At 73.2% G+C, this 16,514-nt stretch carries 14 protein-coding genes; 8 read left to right on the top strand and 6 right to left on the bottom strand.

What is annotated here, in order from left to right:
* Positions 1–18 precede the first annotated feature (18 nt).
* Entirely contained in the window at positions 19–1,098 is a 1,080-nt protein-coding gene (locus tag ACLJT4_RS03075) for an LAETG motif-containing sortase-dependent surface protein (RefSeq protein ID WP_411120862.1), read from the bottom strand.
* Between the two features lie 832 nt (positions 1,099–1,930).
* Positions 1,931–2,251 (bottom strand): chorismate mutase, encoded by a 321-nt coding sequence (locus ACLJT4_RS03070; RefSeq protein WP_411120861.1) that lies wholly within the window; start codon positions 2,249–2,251, stop codon positions 1,931–1,933.
* Positions 2,252–2,522: 271 nt separating this feature from the next.
* On the opposite strand from ACLJT4_RS03070, the gene guaA reads away from it, so the two are divergent.
* The 3 genes from guaA to ACLJT4_RS03055 all read left to right on the top strand — a co-directional run bounded on the left by guaA (position 2,523) and on the right by ACLJT4_RS03055 (position 6,125).
* Entirely contained in the window at positions 2,523–4,109 is a 1,587-nt protein-coding gene (guaA, locus tag ACLJT4_RS03065; protein WP_411120860.1) for a glutamine-hydrolyzing GMP synthase, read from the top strand.
* A 187-nt stretch (positions 4,110–4,296) separates the two neighbouring features.
* Complete coding sequence (locus tag ACLJT4_RS03060; protein WP_411120859.1) at positions 4,297–5,184, top strand: 2-hydroxy-3-oxopropionate reductase; 888 nt, start codon at positions 4,297–4,299, stop codon at positions 5,182–5,184.
* A gap of 155 nt (positions 5,185–5,339) precedes the next feature.
* The gene (locus ACLJT4_RS03055) at positions 5,340–6,125 is read left to right on the top strand and encodes a class II aldolase/adducin family protein (protein WP_275463314.1); all 786 of its coding nucleotides are present in this window, start codon (positions 5,340–5,342) and stop codon (positions 6,123–6,125) included.
* An 85-nt stretch (positions 6,126–6,210) separates the two neighbouring features.
* Here ACLJT4_RS03055 and ACLJT4_RS03050 read toward each other — a convergent pair whose 3' ends face one another.
* Positions 6,211–6,969 (bottom strand): DUF4239 domain-containing protein, encoded by a 759-nt coding sequence (locus ACLJT4_RS03050; protein WP_016576019.1) that lies wholly within the window; start codon positions 6,967–6,969, stop codon positions 6,211–6,213.
* 9 nt (positions 6,970–6,978) lie between these two features.
* Positions 6,979–7,629, bottom strand: coding sequence for a hypothetical protein (locus tag ACLJT4_RS03045; RefSeq protein ID WP_411120858.1), 651 nt, complete (start codon positions 7,627–7,629; stop codon positions 6,979–6,981).
* A 256-nt stretch (positions 7,630–7,885) separates the two neighbouring features.
* On the opposite strand from ACLJT4_RS03045, the gene ACLJT4_RS03040 reads away from it, so the two are divergent.
* Together ACLJT4_RS03040 and ACLJT4_RS03035 are read left to right on the top strand one after the other, a co-directional pair.
* Complete coding sequence (locus tag ACLJT4_RS03040; RefSeq protein ID WP_411120857.1) at positions 7,886–9,187, top strand: hypothetical protein; 1,302 nt, start codon at positions 7,886–7,888, stop codon at positions 9,185–9,187.
* Between the two features lie 212 nt (positions 9,188–9,399).
* Complete coding sequence (locus ACLJT4_RS03035) at positions 9,400–9,933, top strand: DoxX family membrane protein (protein WP_016574770.1); 534 nt, start codon at positions 9,400–9,402, stop codon at positions 9,931–9,933.
* Between the two features lie 37 nt (positions 9,934–9,970).
* Here ACLJT4_RS03035 and ACLJT4_RS03030 read toward each other — a convergent pair whose 3' ends face one another.
* The gene (locus ACLJT4_RS03030; RefSeq protein ID WP_411120856.1) at positions 9,971–10,192 is read right to left on the bottom strand and encodes a hypothetical protein; all 222 of its coding nucleotides are present in this window, start codon (positions 10,190–10,192) and stop codon (positions 9,971–9,973) included.
* Complete coding sequence (locus ACLJT4_RS03025; protein WP_411120855.1) at positions 10,189–11,601, bottom strand: PspC domain-containing protein; 1,413 nt, start codon at positions 11,599–11,601, stop codon at positions 10,189–10,191. The genes ACLJT4_RS03030 and ACLJT4_RS03025 overlap by 4 nt, the downstream gene beginning before the upstream one ends.
* A gap of 471 nt (positions 11,602–12,072) precedes the next feature.
* Here ACLJT4_RS03025 and ACLJT4_RS03020 point away from each other — a divergent pair, with 471 nt between their 5' ends.
* The 3 genes from ACLJT4_RS03020 to ACLJT4_RS03010 all read left to right on the top strand — a co-directional run bounded on the left by ACLJT4_RS03020 (position 12,073) and on the right by ACLJT4_RS03010 (position 16,419).
* A complete protein-coding gene (locus tag ACLJT4_RS03020) occupies positions 12,073–13,884 on the top strand; it encodes a serine/threonine-protein kinase (protein WP_411120854.1) in 1,812 nt (603 codons plus the stop codon).
* 681 nt (positions 13,885–14,565) lie between these two features.
* Positions 14,566–14,715: a hypothetical protein gene (locus ACLJT4_RS03015; protein WP_344576718.1), complete on the top strand. Its 150-nt coding sequence runs from the start codon at positions 14,566–14,568 to the stop codon at positions 14,713–14,715.
* A gap of 372 nt (positions 14,716–15,087) precedes the next feature.
* Entirely contained in the window at positions 15,088–16,419 is a 1,332-nt protein-coding gene (locus ACLJT4_RS03010; RefSeq protein ID WP_411120853.1) for a PspC domain-containing protein, read from the top strand.
* Positions 16,420–16,514 lie beyond the last annotated feature (95 nt).

The raw sequence follows: 16,514 nt of genomic DNA, 5'->3' as shown, positions 1-16,514 counted from the left end.
CAGACGTCCCGCGGCCCGTTACGCGGCGATGCCGCCGGTGGCCTTGCGCCGCCGGACGACGAAGATCGCCCCGGCGCCCACGGCCATCGCCACGCCGCCCACCAGGCCGATCGTCGGCAGCGCGGAGGAGGCACCGGTCTCGGCGAGGTTGCCGGTCACCGGCAGCTTGTCCAGGCCCTCCTTGGGCTTGCCGGTGGGGACCGGCTTGGCGGTGCCCTGCGGCCCCGGCTTGTTGCCGGGCTTGCCGGGCTTGGCCGGCGGGACCTCACCCGGCTTGCTGCCGGCCGGAAGGATCGCGAAGTCGTACCAGTTCTCCTTGGACGAGCCGCAGGACCCGTCCCCGTTGAAGTAGTCGCCGGCGATCAGCGCGAACCCGTCACCGGGCTTGGCCGTCTTGTCGGCGCGGATCCGCAGCGTCAACTCGGCGGTCTGGTGCGCGTCCAGCTCGAACCAGCCGAAGTAGTCGCCGTCGGACCACTCGCCGAACGTCGTCCACTTGCCGGTGTCCGGGTCCCGGTACTCCAGGTGCAGTTGGGACTCGGGGCGGGTGTCGTCGTCCTCCAGCGACACCGCCAGGATGAACGGGTAGACCTCGTCCAGCTTCTTGTCGGTGGTGTTGCGCAGCTTCACGCTGAACCGCGACCAGTCGGCGCCGGCGACCAGCTTGGAGGGCAGGCCGGCCACGCTGACGTCGAGCGCCGCGTCGTCCAGGGTGCAGTCGCCGTCGTAGGAGGTGGTGGGAGTCGGGGTGCCGGGCGCGGTCGGGGTGCCCGACGCGGTGGGCCCGGGCTTGCCGGTGCTGTCCGCGGTGGCCGGGGCGGTCGGGGTGGCGCTGCCCCCGCTGCCGGTCTTGGGACCGGTGTCCTCGGCGGGCGCGGTCTCGCCGCCGGACGCGCCCGCACCGTCGACGGCGGTGGGCTCGGCCGACGGGGTGGCGTCGGCGCCCTGCTCCGGGCCGGTGGCGGCCGGCGTCGGCTCGGCGCTCGCGGTGGCCGCGGTGTCGGAACCGGTCGCCTGCGCGGCGGGTGCCGCCAGGAGGGCGGCGGGGGCTATGACGGCCGTCGCGGCGACGGACGTCAGGGCACGGCGAAGCTTCATCCAGAAGACCTCTCGGGGTCCAAAGTGCCGCGGCGCGGCGCTTCGTGGTGGTGCTGGCCGTCGCGGTGGGGCGCGGTATGGCCGTGCGATGTCAGGTACGTGACACCGGTTGGCCGAAAAAGGTTGTCCACTCCTCCGAGAAGATCGTCGTGATCTCACTCACAGATGTCACAGCATTCACACAGGCACCACATGGCCGGCGCACAGCGAAGGGCCCCGGGAAATCCTCCGCGAGGGGGGAACGCGGAGGCCACGGGGCCCTTGGCTTTCGGTGCCGGCGTCAGGGCAGCGCCGGCACCGACGGGCGGCGCTGGGGGGGGGGGGTAGCGCCGCTGGCTCATCGGGGTGGTGCGGGATGGTGCGCGGTGCGTCTTTCCCCTGCCGGTCTGGACCAATGACGTGCACGGTAAAGGTCCGTACCGGAAGCGGTCGACGGTTCGTCAAGCATCGTCCTGGATGCGCCTCACCTGGCGCAACCGTTTCGACGGATGCGGTCGGTCCCGGGCGTCCCCAGGACCGACCACCCCATCGGTGTGACCGGGCTGCTGTCCCCTGCTGACCGGTCACGGCCCGGAACGAGGTCCCACGACGCGGGCCGCTGCCAGCGGCCGGCGTCTCATCGCTCCGGCTTTCCGCCCACGGGGCGGCGTCTACGCGTAGTCCTGCAGGCCGCGCCTGGCTGGCGTGGCACCGGGAACAACGACCCCTCTCCGGGGGCGGTCACGCGCCGTACGGGTGAGTCGGCACCCGAACTCAGATCCAGCCGGTTCCCCGCGCGGAACCGGCGCCCCCGGCGATCGGATCCGGCCGCGGACGCCCGCCCGCGCCGGCCTCAGGCCCGGCCCCGGGACAGCTCCAGCAGCGTCATCGCCAGCGCCGTGCCCGGGCGGCCGAGCTGCTCGCGGTAGTGGGCCAGCACCTCCATCTCGCGGGAGAGGCTCAGTCGGCGCCCGCCGGAGGCGATCCGCTCGCGCTGGATGACCGCCGAGACGGCCATCCGTTCCTGCACGAGCCCGATGATCCGGCCGTCGAGATCATCGATCCGGCGCCGGGCGTCCCGGATCGTCCCGGCCGCCTCGGGGGTGCTGGCGCCGGTGTCCGGAACGGTGGTGGGGGCGGACGGCGACGTCGTCGATGCGGTGTTGCTGGTCATGGTCGTTTTCCGTTTCTCCGAGGGGCGGGTGGGCCCCGGGAGCCGCGGAAGCCGCTGACGGTCCCGGACAGACACAGGCGCCCCGGACCGTTGTCGGCCCGGGGCGCCTGGGGAAGTCGCGTGTCAGTTGATCAAGCAGCACGACCATGGCAGCCGGACGGGCCGGTGCCATAGGTAAAGGTGAAGCTGTACTGCTGGAACATGGTGTTCAGTATGGGCCCGTTAGAATCGAAAGTCCAACCCCGCTCCACACCGCCGGAAGGCCGCCGAAGTGCCATCAGCGCCCCCTGCCGCCGCACCGGACGTCGTCCTCGTTGTCGACTTCGGCGCACAGTACGCCCAGCTCATCGCCCGTCGGGTCCGTGAGGCCCGGGTCTACAGCGAGATCGTGCCGTCCACCATGCCGGTGGCCGAGATGCTCGCCAAGAACCCCAAGGCGATCATCCTCTCCGGCGGTCCGTCGTCGGTCTACGCCGAAGGTGCCCCCAGCCTCGACCGTGCCCTGTTCGAAGCCGGTGTCCCGGTCTTCGGCATGTGCTACGGCTTCCAGCTGATGGCGATCACCCTCGGCGGCACGGTCGACAACAACGGTGCCCGTGAGTACGGCCGCACCGCACTGACCGTCAGCAAGCCCGGCTCCACCCTCTTCGAGGGGACGCCGGCCGAGCAGTCCGTGTGGATGTCGCACGGCGACGCCTGCTCCGCCGCCCCCGAGGGCTTCGCCGTCACCGCGTCCACCGACCTGGTGCCGGTCGCGGCGTTCGAGAACGACGAGAAGAAGCTCTACGGCGTCCAGTACCACCCCGAGGTGCTGCACTCCACGCACGGTCAGCAGGTGCTGGAGCACTTCCTGTACCGCGGTGCGGGCATCGAGCCGACCTGGACGACCACCAGCGTGGTCGAGGAGCAGGTCGCCGCGATCCGCGCGCAGGTCGGCAGCAAGCGGGCGATCTGCGGGCTGTCCGGCGGCGTGGACTCCGCGGTGGCCGCCGCCCTGGTCCAGAAGGCCATCGGCGACCAGCTGACCTGCGTCTACGTCGACCACGGCCTGATGCGCAAGGGCGAGACCGAGCAGGTCGAGAAGGACTTCGTGGCGGCGACGGGCGTGCAGCTCAAGGTCGTCGACGCCGCCGAGCGCTTCCTGAACGCGCTCAAGGGCGTCTCCGACCCGGAGCAGAAGCGCAAGATCATCGGCCGGGAGTTCATCCGGGTCTTCGAGCAGGCCCAGGCGGAACTCGTCGCCGAGGCCGGCGCCGAGGGCGAGGAAGTGGCCTTCCTGGTCCAGGGCACGCTCTACCCGGACATCGTCGAGTCCGGCGGCGGCACCGGCACCGCGAACATCAAGTCGCACCACAACGTCGGCGGCCTCCCCGACGACATCGAGTTCGAGCTCGTCGAGCCGCTGCGCCAGCTGTTCAAGGACGAGGTCCGGATGGTCGGCTCCGAGCTGGGCCTGCCGGAGGAGATCGTCCACCGCCAGCCGTTCCCCGGCCCCGGCCTGGGCATCCGGATCGTCGGCGAGGTCACCCAGGAGCGCCTGGACCTGCTGCGCGAGGCCGACGCCATCGCCCGCGAGGAGCTGACCGCGGCCGGTCTGGACCGCGAGATCTGGCAGTGCCCGGTGGTCCTGCTCGCCGACGTGCGCTCGGTCGGCGTCCAGGGCGACGGCCGCACCTACGGTCACCCGATCGTGCTGCGCCCGGTCTCCTCCGAGGACGCCATGACCGCGGACTGGACGCGCATGCCGTACGAGGCCCTGGCCCGCATCTCCACCCGGATCACCAACGAGGTCGCGGACGTCAACCGCGTCGTCCTGGACGTCACCAGCAAGCCGCCGGGCACCATCGAGTGGGAGTGACCTCCCGCTGATGCCCGACGGCGACGCCGCCGCCCCTGTTCGGGGGCGGCGGCGTCGCCGTTTGTGGGCGTTTCGCGAGGGGGCCGCGCTGTGGGGGGTGGTTGACGACCGGCGGGCGGGCGCGGAAGATGGTTTCCGTATTACGGCAATCAAAATCCGCGATGTGGAAGTGAGTGGGTCGCGCGCTATGAGCACCATCGGTTTCCTCGGCCTCGGCATCATGGGCAGTCCCATGGCGGTGAACCTCGCGAAGGCCGGGCACGCCGTGCTCGGCTGGAACCGCAGCCCCGGCAAGGCCGACGCCCTTCTCGCCGCGGGCGGCCGGGAGGCGTCGTCGATCGCCGAGGCGGTCCGCGACGCGGACGTCGTCATCACCATGGTCCCGGCGTCCCCGCAGGTCGAGGCCCTCGCCTACGGCCCCGACGGGATCCTGGCCCACGCCAAGCCCGGCACCCTGCTGATCGACATGTCGTCGATCACCCCGCAGACCTCCATCGACCTCGCGAAGAAGGCCGCCGAGCGGGGTGTCCGGGTCCTCGACGCCCCGGTTTCGGGCGGTGAGGCCGGCGCCGTCGAGGGCGTGCTGTCGATCATGGTCGGCGGTGAGCGGGCCGACTTCGAGGCCGCCCGGCCCGTCCTTCAGGCCGTCGGCACGACCCTGGTGCACTGCGGTCCGCACGGCTCCGGCCAGACCGTCAAGGCCGCCAACCAGCTGATCGTGGCGGTCAACCTCCAAGCCGTCGCCGAGGCCGTGGTCTTCCTGGAGAAGTCCGGGGTCGACCTCGCCGCGGCCCTCGACGTCCTGGGCGGCGGGCTGGCCGGCTCCGCCGTCCTGGCCCGCAAGAAGGACAACTTCCTCCAGCGCGCCTACGCCCCCGGCTTCAAGCTCGAACTCCACCACAAGGACATGGGCATCGTCACCGACGCCGCCCGCACCGTCGGCGCCCCCCTCCCGGTCGGCGCCACCGCGGCCCAGCTCATCGCCTCCGCGGTGGCCCGCGGCGACGGGGAGCTCGACCACTCCGCGCTGCTCCGCGGCGTGGAACTGCTCAGCGGCCGCGCGCCGGAGCAGTAGGCCCGGTCCGCCGGGGCGCGGGTGCGGGGCCCGGCCCGGGCCCCGCGAGGGCGCCGCGGTGCGGTTCGTGGCGGCGCGGGCCTGGCCTTGGCGGGATACGGCGGGTAGCTTCCGCCCGAGCGCCGTGAGCCGTGCGCGCCAGGAGGAGGACCGCGATGCCCGAACCGACGCCGATACCCACCGAGCACCTGCAGTTCGCGATGCCGCCGACGCACGCCGGCGTCGAGGAGGAGCGGCGCCACCGCAAGGAACGCCTGGTGGCGGCGTTGCGGCTGTTCGGACGGTACGGGTTCGAAGAGGGCGTCTCGGGCCACGTCACCGTGCGGGACCCGGAGTTCACCGACTGCTTCTGGGTCAACCCCTTCGGGATGTCGTTCGCGCTGCTGACCGTCAGCGACCTGGTCCTGGTCAACGGCGACGGGAAGGTCGTCGAGGGCCGCCACCACGTCAACCAGGCGGCGTTCACCATCCACGCGCAGGTCCACCGGGCCCGCCCGGACGTCGTCGCCGCCGCCCACTGCCACTCCACCTACGGCCGCGCGCTCTCCGCCCTAGGGGAGCTCCTGGACCCGATCACCCAGGACGTCTGCGCGTTCTACGAGGACCACGCCCTCTACGACGCCTACACGGGCGTGGTGGTGGACGAGGAGGAGGGCCGCCGGATCGCCGCCGCGCTCGGCCCGCACAAGGCCGTGATCCTGCGCAACCACGGCCTGTTGACGGTCGGCGACTCGGTCGACGCGGCGGCCTGGTGGTTCCTCACCATGGAGCGCTGCTGCCAGGTGCAGCTGACGGCGAAGGCGGCCGGCAAACCGGTGCTGATCTCCCCTCAGGACGCCGTGCGCACCCGGGAACAGCTGGGCACCGACCTGGTCGCGTGGATCAACTACCAGTCGCTGTACCAGCAGATCGCGCGCAGCGAACCGGAGATGTTCGGCTGACCGGTCGGCCAACGGGCAAGGGCGGAGCAGCGACGGGGGCGGTGCCGTGCGGACCACCGGGCCCGCACGGCGCCGTCCCCGTCCGTCACTTCTGCGGGAACAGCGCCAAGAACGGGTCGGCGGCCGCCGCCAGCCCCCGGCTGAACGGCGCGTCGAAGTCCCAGACCAGGAAGAGCAGGAAGGCGATCAGCGCGCTGAACACGCCGGCCATCAGCATCTCCCGCCCCGAACGCCGGATCTGGAGCGTGTACATCACGCCGATGGAGATCACGCCCCCGGCGATCAATCCGAACCACACCACGCCCGGCAGCGTCGAGTCGGCCGCGTCCGCCCGCGCCATCCGGGCGCTGTCCGCGGCCGCGACCTGGTCGACGAGCGGCTGGTAGGACTCCCGCTCGAAGTCGTCCCGGGGGTGGTAGTCGGTGACGTCGGCGCGGACCTTCTGCAGCAGGTCGGCGCCGTGCTGGGTGAGTTCGCCGTGTTCGGCCATCACCGGCCACTCCTTGTGGACGACGTAGCTGACGTAGGAGTCGACGTCCGCGCGGATGGTGTCCCGTACGGGCGCCTGCCAGGCCCGGGCGCGCTCGCTGACCTCGTGCAGCGCCTGCGCCTCGGCCCGCACGGTGTCCTCGGCGGTGCTCCTGGCCTCCCAGACTCCGGCGATGGCCAGGCCCAGCACGATCGCGTAGACCACCCCCACCATCATCGTCAGGTACTCGATCACGTCGGGCGTCTCGGACGGGTCGTCGTCCTCGCCGATCCGGCGTTCCTTGAGGACGGTGATGGTCAGGACGACGCCGCAGACCGCGGCCATGGCGATGGTCAGAACCAGCCATTGCGACATGGGGACCTCCTACGAGGAACTGCGCCCGCTGGAACGGGACGTGGAGCGCGAACGGGGACGGAGGGCGACGCCGGCCAGGACCGCCGGGGTGGTGATCAACAGCGTCCTGGTCACCACGGAAGGTCCATGGGACGGCTGGTGGCGGGTCGCGGTGTAGTGGAAGGGACGCGCCGGCGTCGGGCGCGCCAGGGGCCGCGCGGGCTGCGGGGCGGGCGGTGGCGGTGGCGGCGGCGGTGGGGTGCGGCGGACCGGCGGGGCCGGCGGCGACGGCCGGGGCGCGGGGGCGCGCTCCGGGGCGTGCGTCGGATGGGGGCGCGGCGCCGCGGTCCGCGGGGGCGGCGGGGCGGGCGTCGGCGTGGGACGGGGCGGCGGCGTGGGGGTGGTGCAGGGGATGTGCCAGCCGGGTGGGACGGGGAAGTCGGTGGGCAGGTGGACGGGGGGAGTGGTGCCGGCGTAGGCGCAGTTGTCGCCGGACGGCCGGTTCAGGAGCCCGGGGCGGGCAGCCGCGGACGGGGACGTGACCAGGGCCAGCGCGGCCGCCAGCGTCGCGGTCGCGGCCGCGGCCAGCGCCGCGGCCCGGACCGCGGTGGCGAACGGCCACCGGGTCCGGCGCCGGCCGGTGCCGCTCTCGTTTCGGGGAGGTCCGTGTATCTCGCGCACGGCGGGAAGCTTGCGCCGCGCCCGGGCCGTACAGCCGCCGACCGGGGGCGATTCGCCCGAACGGGGGAAGCGGGCGCCGCTCCGTCCGGACGCCGTGCGGATCGCCGGATCGCCGGGCGCACAGGTGAGCGTCAACCTGCCGCCACCGAAAGGGACTTCCGTGACCTGGACGATTACCGGCCGGGCCGGGGGTCTGAGGCACAATTCCCGTCTGAAGACGAGAAGTTGATACGAGTGGCGGCGGGGCGGTACGGACGTGTCGGTGGAGTCGGCGAGCACAGTGGCCGGAAGGGGCGAGCCGGGTGGCGGCAAGAAGCCCGGTGACGGCGGCGCGTGCGGGTGCGGACGGTGCCCGCACGGGGCCCGTGAGGGGCACCGGCAGGCGCTCGCCGCGTTCGTCGCGCTCCGGGAGGACTTCGCCGTCGGGCGCGGGGTGCCGGCCGGACTGGCGCACTCCGCCGGGGCCGCCCGGCAATGGGTGTCCGACGAACTGACCCTGTCCGCGCGGATACTGGCCGAGCGCGGCGCGGCCGAGGGCGCCTCCTGGACGGTGACGGTCCGTCGGCGCACGGTGGTGGCGGTGTGGGCCGCGGTGCTGGCGCTGCTCCTCGGACAGGCGTTGACCGCCGTCGGGGCGGGCTGGTCGGTGGGCCGCACCGCCGCGCTGACCGCGGCCGTCGTGCTGGCCCTCGGGACGACGGCGACGGCCTGGCTCCACCGCGAGCAGGGCGGCGCGCTCGGCCCGTTGATCGGCGAGGACCGCCGACTGTCCACCTCCCGGGCGGTGGCCGCGGCCTGGGTGGCGGCGGTGCTCTACGCGGTCCTGACGCTCGCCGTCCACCTGGCCGTCGGCGGCGGCCCGGACGCCCGGCGGCGGCTGCTCTCCGGTCTCGGCCTGGTCCCCTCCGGCGGACTGCTGGCCATACTGGCCATCGGCTGCGGGGTGGCGGTGCTGGCCTACGGGATGACCGCCGGGCGGGTCCGGGCCGGGCGGGTGCAGAAGATCCCCGCCGACCGTCCCCGGGCGACCGACCTGCTGGCGGACGACGGCGGCCGCGGCAGCTTCACCGACGCGCAGTACGCGCTGGTGAACGCGGCCCTGCTGGCCTTCGCGCTGGTGCGGCTGGCCACCGACCCGGCCCGACTGCCGGCGCTGCCCTGGGTGTTGGTCGTCCTGGCGGCGCTCTCCGGCGTCACGTACCTGGCGGGCAAGGCCGTCGCCGGCGGCCGGCCGGTCATCCTCTCCGTCGTGCGCTCCCGGGAACTGGGCGACCTCGCCGCGCCCATCCGCACCGGCGACGACATCGAGATCCGCGGCACCGGCTTCGTCCCGCCCGGCGCGGCGACCCCGGACCGGCTGGCCCGCACCGTCGTGCGGATCGGCGGGGTGCACGTGCCGGTGCCGCTGATCCCGGTGCCGGGCGGTTTCGCCAACCCGACGGACGGGGTGCTGACCGTGCCGGTGCCCGTCGACGTGGAGCCCGGTCCCGTGGAGGTCCGGGTGATCACCGCGGCCGGGGCGGAGACGCGGGGCTACCGCATCGAGGTCCAGGACTGAGGCCGCCGCGCGGGGCGACCCGCGCGGCGCCGGCCACCAAACACCCCGGACGGCACGTCAATTGGGCGCGAACCGGGCAGCGGTCCGCACTGCGGGTGATCCGGTGGTCGGCGTGCGGGGGAATCTCGCGCGCACCCGCGTACGCATCTCGCCAAGCCGTGCGGGCGGCGGCACAATCGTTCGCTCCCGGTGGCAACGGAGAGGCGGACGTCATGGCTCACGCACAGCGCACACGCCCGGTCGACGTGGGCGGTGCCCGGGCCGGCGGAGTCCGGGGCGGGCTGGCGCGCCACGCGCTGCTCCCGCTGCGGCTCTTCCTCGGCGGCACCTTCCTCTACGCGGGACTCCAGAAACTCACCGACCCCGCCTTCCCCGCCGCCAGCGGGAAGGGGTCGCTGGGCGAACTGCTGGGGCAGGTCCACGACACCGCCGCGCTGCCGCAGCTGGTGGGGTTGGCCCAGCACGGCCCGGTGGGCTTCGCCTACGCCCTCGCGGGCGGTCAGGTACTGGTCGGGATCGGGACGCTGCTGGGGCTGCTGGGGCGGCTGGCGGCCTTCGGCGGCGCACTGATCTCGCTGAGCCTGTGGCTCACCGTGAGCTGGCCCGCCAGCCCCTACTACTACGGCAACGACCTCGCATACCTGCTGGCCTGGACGCCGCTGGTGCTGGCCGGCACCGCCACCTTCTCGCTGGACGCGGCGCTGGCCAACCGCCGGGAGCGGCACGGGACGCAGCTCTACGGCTGACCCCGCACACGGGCCCACCGGCGCCGCCACCGGCCGTTCACGACGGGGGCGGTGGGGCGTCCCGTTGGTGGTGGCGGCGGACCGTGGCCCAGACGGCGGTGGTGATCCCGGCGAGCAACAGGCCGGCCGGGAGGGTGAAGAACAACCAGGGGCCGGGGGCGCGCCAGAGGCCGAGGGCGTCGAGGCCGTAGCCGACGCCGACGACGAGGGCGGCGACACCGGTGATCAGCCGGCCGGGTTCGAAGGGGTGGCGCGTCACTGCGGGGCTCCCTGGGGGGTCGGGGCCGGAGAGGGGGCGGACGGGGGGACCGGAGCGGCCCGCCGGACGTCGATCTGGCCGGCGCCGACCTTCAGGTCCAACTCCAGCGCGCCGTGCGGACGCTCGCCCTTCTTCAACCCCTCGGCCGGCAGGGTGATCTGCCGCTCGCGATGGCCCGCGACGACCTCCACGTCGTTGGCCGCATCACCGGGCAACTGGATGTCGCCCACGCCGAGCGAGAGGCGGAGGGTGGCGGTGGTCCCCTGCGGCAGCGTCACCTGGAGCCGTCCGGCACCGACGTCGGCGCCGGTGCGGACCGTGCTGCCGGGCTTCAGGGGGAGCCGGGTGAGGTCCAACCTGCCCTCGCCGGAGCCGACGGCGTAGTGCGGTCGGACGTCGGCGACGGTGGTCGGGGCCCAGGTGCGGCGCTGCCAGTCGGCGGTGATGCCGGCCGGCAGCACCGTCGCGCCGGCCAGCAGCGCGGCCGTCAGTACCATCAGGAAGACCGTGCCGCCGCCGGTGCGGCCCAGCCAGGCGCTCAGCACCAGGCCCAGGCCGAACACGGCCAGCGCGCAGGCCAGGCCGGCCTGGAGGGACGGGGCCAGCGCGGCGTGCCGGGAGACGGCGAGCGCGGTGCCGGCGCCGGCCAGCGCGGCCAGCAGGAACGTGCGGCCGCCGATGCCCCGGCCGCGGTCGGGCGGCCGGACGTCGGCGACGGCGGGGCGCGGGGCGTCCGCGCGGGCGGCGCCGACGGGCGGGCGCGGTTGCTCGGGCGCCCCGTGGGTGGGTTCGTAGCCGATGTCGAGCCGGGTGTCCTCCGGGCCCCAGAGGTAGGCCCGCTGGAGCAGTGGCTCGGTGCGCGGACCGCGCCACCAGGACGGGGTGTTGGGCGCCGGCGGCGCGGTGGTCTCCGGCGGGGCGTCGGCGACCGCCTGGGCGGTGGCGGCGTCCACCGATTCCGGGCCCCCGGACTGGGCGCGGCGGCGCTGCTGCGACCAGTAGGCGGCGCCGGCCACGGCCAGCGTCACCATGATCGCGAAGGACATCATGCTGCCCTTGCCCAGCGTGGTCAGGAACAGGGCGCACCCGGCCAACGCGCACAGCAGGGCGGTCAGCGCCGAACCGTCGACGCGGCCGGAGAGCAGCCGGCGGCCCTCGTTCTCCTCCTCGCCGTCGAGGGGGACGAGGAGCCAGGCGAAGCCGTAGAAGATCAGGCCGAGGCCGCCGATGGACAGCACGGCGAGCACGACCCGGAAGATCACCGGATCGATGTCCCACTGCCGGCCCAGACCGCCGCACACCCCCGCGACGACCTTGTGCCGCCGGCTGCGGCGCAGCGCGGAGTGCGGCGGGGTGGGGCCGGCGGGGCCGGAGTCCGCCGGCTCCGCGGCGGTGGGCGCATCGTTCATGGAGCCATGGTGACAAGCGCGGCGGGGTCGCGGTATCGGTGACAACCCTGGCTGATCCCTGAGATCCCCCGAAGCGACCCTGAGGGTCCCCGCCCCGATGCGCCGCCGGCCAGCCGACACCGGGAACGGGGCCGGACCGCACCGGGGCGGCGGCCTGAGGCGGTCCCGGTCCGCCGGTCAGGGCTTCCGGGCCGTTGTCGGGGTGGCACAAAAGCGGCACTGTGCGGCGCGCGGCGGTGTCATGTGCCCCGGGAACGGGCCGCGAACGCCCGGCGCGCAGTGGTTCATAAACGAAAAAGACCCGTTGCGGCGGTGGCCGGCGGTCTCTTCGGCCCTGCTGAAGACTATCGTTGCGACCTGAATACGTACGGGTTTCCGGAGGGGCGTGCGGTGGCGGAAGCGGCGTCGGTAGAAGAGGGGCGACTGGTCGCCGGGCGATATCGCCTGGTTGAGCGGATAGGCCAAGGGGGCATGGGCACCGTCTGGCGGGCCAGGGACGAGGTGCTCGGGCGTCAGGTGGCGGTCAAACGCCTGCACGTTTCGCCCCAACTGGGCGCGGACGAACTCGCCACCCGTCACGAGCGCACGACCCGGGAGGCACAGGCCGCCGCGCGCATCAACCACCCCAACGTCGTCGGCGTCCACGACGTCGTGGACGACGAGGGGCTGCCGTGCATCGTCATGGAGTACGTCCCCTCCGCGACGCTCGGCGACGCCATCAAGGAGGCCAACCGGTCCGGCACTTACCTCACGCCGCGGGAGACCGCCCGGATCGGCCGCGGCATGATCGCCGCGTTGCGCGCCGCACACTCCGCCGGTGTGCTGCACCGCGACGTCAAGCCGGGCAACGTCCTGCTCGGTGAGGACGGCCGGGTGGTCCTCACCGACTTCGGGATCGCCGTCGCCACCGGCACCTCCACCCTCACCAAGACCGGCGAACTCGTCGGCTCCATCGACTACCTGGCGCCCGAGCGGGTCAAGGGCGCCACACCGGGACCCGCCTCCGACCTGTGGGCGCTGGGCGCGACGCTCTATCAAGCCGTCGAGGGCAAGCCCCCGTTCCGCAAGAACACCGCGGTGGAGACGGCCTACGCGATCGCCGTCGACCCGCTGGAGGCACCGCGCAACGCCGGTCAGCTCGCCGCACTCATCGAGGCGCTGCTCGCCAAGGAGCCGAACGACCGGCCCACCGCCGAGGTCGTCGAGCGGGCACTGCGAGCCGCCGAGGCCGAGGCGGACACCGCGCTGATGGGCTGGCCCACGCTGGCCCTGGGGACGGTCAGCCGCGGCCGGCCCGCGACGGGCGAGTCCGCCGGGGCGACCACCCGTCCCGTGGCGCACTCCGGCGCGCCACCGGCCACCGGCAGTGACACCGGGACCAGCCGCGCGACCGGCCCCACCGCCGGCGCCGACGCGGGCAGCCCGACGATCACCGGAACCGTGCCCAAGAGCCAGACGGGCCACGGCTCGGTCACCGCGAGCACCGTCGGGGCCGGCGCCACCGGAGCGGTGGCCGCGGCCGCCCCGGCCACCCACCTGCCCGCCGTCCCGGCCGAGGCCACCGGCCCGGTGCCGATGGCCGGCGCGGCCTCGGGAGCGTCCACCGACGCGCGCACGGACGTGCTGACCTCCGGCCCGCGCCCCAAGCGGCGCCGCGGCCGGATCGTGCTCTGGAGCGTCGTCGGCGTCCTCGTCGCCGGCGGCGGCGGAGGCACGGCCTGGTACCTCAACCACCGCGGCGACACGTCCTCGCTCGGCAACGGGCCCAGCGACAACACCTCGGTCACGCCCAGCGAGCCCAGCCCCAACGTCGGCCCGCCGCCATCGACGCCCACGGGCTACCGCCGGGTCCAGGAGAAGGACCTCGGAGTGTCCTTCCCGGTGCCGTCGGACTGGAAGCGGCAGGTCCTCGACGGCGGCCGCCAGATCGTCTACTACTCGGACCCGGAACTGGCCAGGCTGACCCTCAACGTCCTGGACTTCGCCTCCGCCGACCAGGTGGAGCACTTCAAGAGCGTCGAATCGGACCTCAAGGTCCAGTACCCCAGCTACAAGCGGCTCCGCCTCCAGGACACCATCTTCCAGGGCGACCCGGCCGCCATCTGGGAGTTCTCCTTCCAGGGCCGGGCTCGCGAGTACCGCGGCATCGACCTGGGCTTCGGCCGCGAGGGCGACAAGGAGTACGCCATCTACGTCTCCGCCCCTTCGGCGAACTGGACGAAGTTCGAGCAGATCTTCTCGAATGTGAAGGACGGCTTCCGCAAGGACGGGTCGGCGGGCTGAGCGAACACCGCGGCCGTCGGCTCGATGCCGGCATGGAGACGGCCCTTTGCCCTTCCCCGTGGAGGCCCGGACGGTTCCTGGAGGATTCAGGGCAAGGTGCTTACGCGCAACTGCGCACCTGGGGAGGGACTGGCCCCCGTCCTGGGTGGTGAACGGAGCTTCCTGCGCTGATGACGGGCGAGGTCGCGTTCCTGGCGGGGCAGCGGCCCGAGGCTGGCTGTCGAACGCACTCCCTGATGCCGGCCAACCCTGAGGAACGAGAAGTGGCGTACTGAGCTTCAATGCCGCCTATGCCGAGAACCGGGCGTTTCCCTCTTCTGCTGCACCGGTTTCCGTGGGGTAGCCGTGAGGATGCCGGAGTTCTCAAGAGCCTGTGCTTATTAGTGGCTGGACTGCCTCTCGCTTGAACTCCCATGGTCGCCAATTACGCACCCCACCCCAGGCGCTTGTTCTCTTTTGCGTCGCATTTTGTCCGAAAATGAATCGGCCCTGGATCGGCATCCCGGTGTCTCGTAGTGTTTTGGCGGTGTCTGCGATGCGCGCGGACTCTCCACATGGAATGAGGTTCCGGCAGTGAGTGGGATGAGGCGTCGTCTGGCAGTTGTCATGGGGGTTCTCACGGCGGCGAGCGCCCTCCCGATGGTTCTGGCGGGCCCCGCCCAGGCGGACAGGCTCGACTGCATGAACTACCTCAAGAGCAAGGGGTATGTCGTGGGGCCCAAGGTGGTGGATGCCTGTGGGCAGACCGAAGGCGGCTGCCTTTTTGCGCTTCCCCAGATCAAGGTGAAGGGGCCGGACGCCATTGAGGCGTGCTACCGGATCAACCGGTAGCGTCCCTCTACCGCTGGCATTCCCGGCATGGGGCCACGACGTGACCGATGCTCCATGTGGTTTTGTGTGCTCCCTTTCCGAAACTCCAGGCGGTTAAGGAATTTACGCCAAGTGTGAGGAGCGGGGCGTCACACGTCGCTGCACGCGGTTTCGGTGACGAAAAGGGCAGACGCAATCCGAAGAACGTGCAGCTATAGAGACCACTTCGCGGCGTCCGCTGCGAACGATCGCGTCGGGCAAGTGGGATGTTCGGCCGTACTGAAGGCATCCCTGGCTGCGACGTGGATCGAGGCGCGCGCTGCCGCTGGCTCAGGGACAGCTCAGGGTCCTCCCTGATGTCCCCGGGCCCCCGCGCGTGTGACGATCTGAGGCATGACCACAGCGCCGCCCCGCGCCGAGACGATCCACGCCTCGGCGTCGGACCCCGACGATCCGCCCGTGCGCAAGCTCTACCGCAGCGCCGAGGGGCGGCTGCTCGGTGGTGTCGCGCGGGGGCTGGCCGGGCACCTCGGGTTGCCGGTCACGTGGGTGCGGATCGTCTTCGTGGCGCTCTTCATGGCCGAGGGCATGGGCGCCCTGCTCTACGCCGCCTTCTGGTTCTTCGTGCCGCTGGGCGTCGGTGGCGTGGAGACCCGGCAGCCCGTCGCGGGGGAGGAACGGCGGCGCCTGCTGGGCCGCAAGCCGGACAAGGGGCAGCTCCTCGCGCTGGTCGCGCTCCTGGTGGGGGCGTCGATCGTGGCCTCCCGATTCCAGCCCGGCCGGGCCAACGCCTACCTCTGGCCGGTGCTGCTCATCGGTGCCGGCGTCGCGCTGGTCTGGCGCCAGGCGGACAACGCCCGCCGCGCCCAGTGGCTGGAGCTGGGCCGCCGCAAGGGCCTGCTGCCGATGGTGCGCGGCGCCGCCGGCGTGCTGCTGGTGGGCGCCGGGGTCACCGGCATCGTCGTGCTCCAGGGCTCCGTGCAGAACCTCGGCTCGGTGCTCCAGGCCGCGCTCGCCGTCGTCGTCGGCATTGCCCTGCTGGCCGGCCCCTACCTCGTCCGGATCACCCAGGACCTCTCCGAGGAGCGGCTGATGCGCATCCGGGCCCAGGAGCGCGCCGAGGTCGCCGCGCACGTCCACGACTCCGTCCTGCACACCCTCACCCTGATCCAGCGCAACGCCGACGACCCCCGGGAAGTGGCGCGGCTGGCCCGGGCCCAGGAGCGCGAGCTGCGCGCCTGGCTCTACAAGCCCGAGGGCCGCGGCAAGGACGAGGACGAGGAGCCGACGACGCTGGCCGAGGCGGTGCGGGCGGCCGCCGCGGAGGTCGAGGACCACCACGGGGTGCCCATCGAGGTCGTGGTGGTCGGGGACTGCCCGCTCGACGAGGCGCTCGGTGCCCAGATGCAAGCCGCGCGCGAGGCGATGGTCAACGCCGCCAAGTACGGTGGCGAGGGCGGGGCGGTGCAGGTGTTCGCCGAGGTGGAGGGCCGCACGGTCTTCGTCTCGGTGCGCGATCACGGCCCCGGCTTCGACCTGGACGCGGTCCCCGCGGACCGGATGGGGGTGCGGGAATCCATCATCGGCCGGATGGAGCGCCACGGCGGCACGGCCCGGCTGCGCGCCGCGCCCGACGGCGGCACGGTCGTCGAGCTGGAGATGGAGCGGTCCGAGGAGCGCGGGCCCGGCGAGCGGCGGGCCGGCGGGGCGGGGAAGCCGGAATGAGCGCGGCGGCTCCGGCGGCCGGCCCGGAGCGCACCAGGGGCGGCGGACCGGTGGCACCGGGGGCCGGGGCAGGGATCATGACGGGGCAGACACCG

The sequence above is a fragment of the Streptomyces sp. x-19 genome, assembly GCF_046549115.1.
Classification (GTDB): domain Bacteria; phylum Actinomycetota; class Actinomycetes; order Streptomycetales; family Streptomycetaceae; genus Streptomyces; species Streptomyces albulus_C.
Note: the sequence above shows the minus strand (reverse complement) of the source record. Positions and strands in the feature narration are given on the sequence as shown.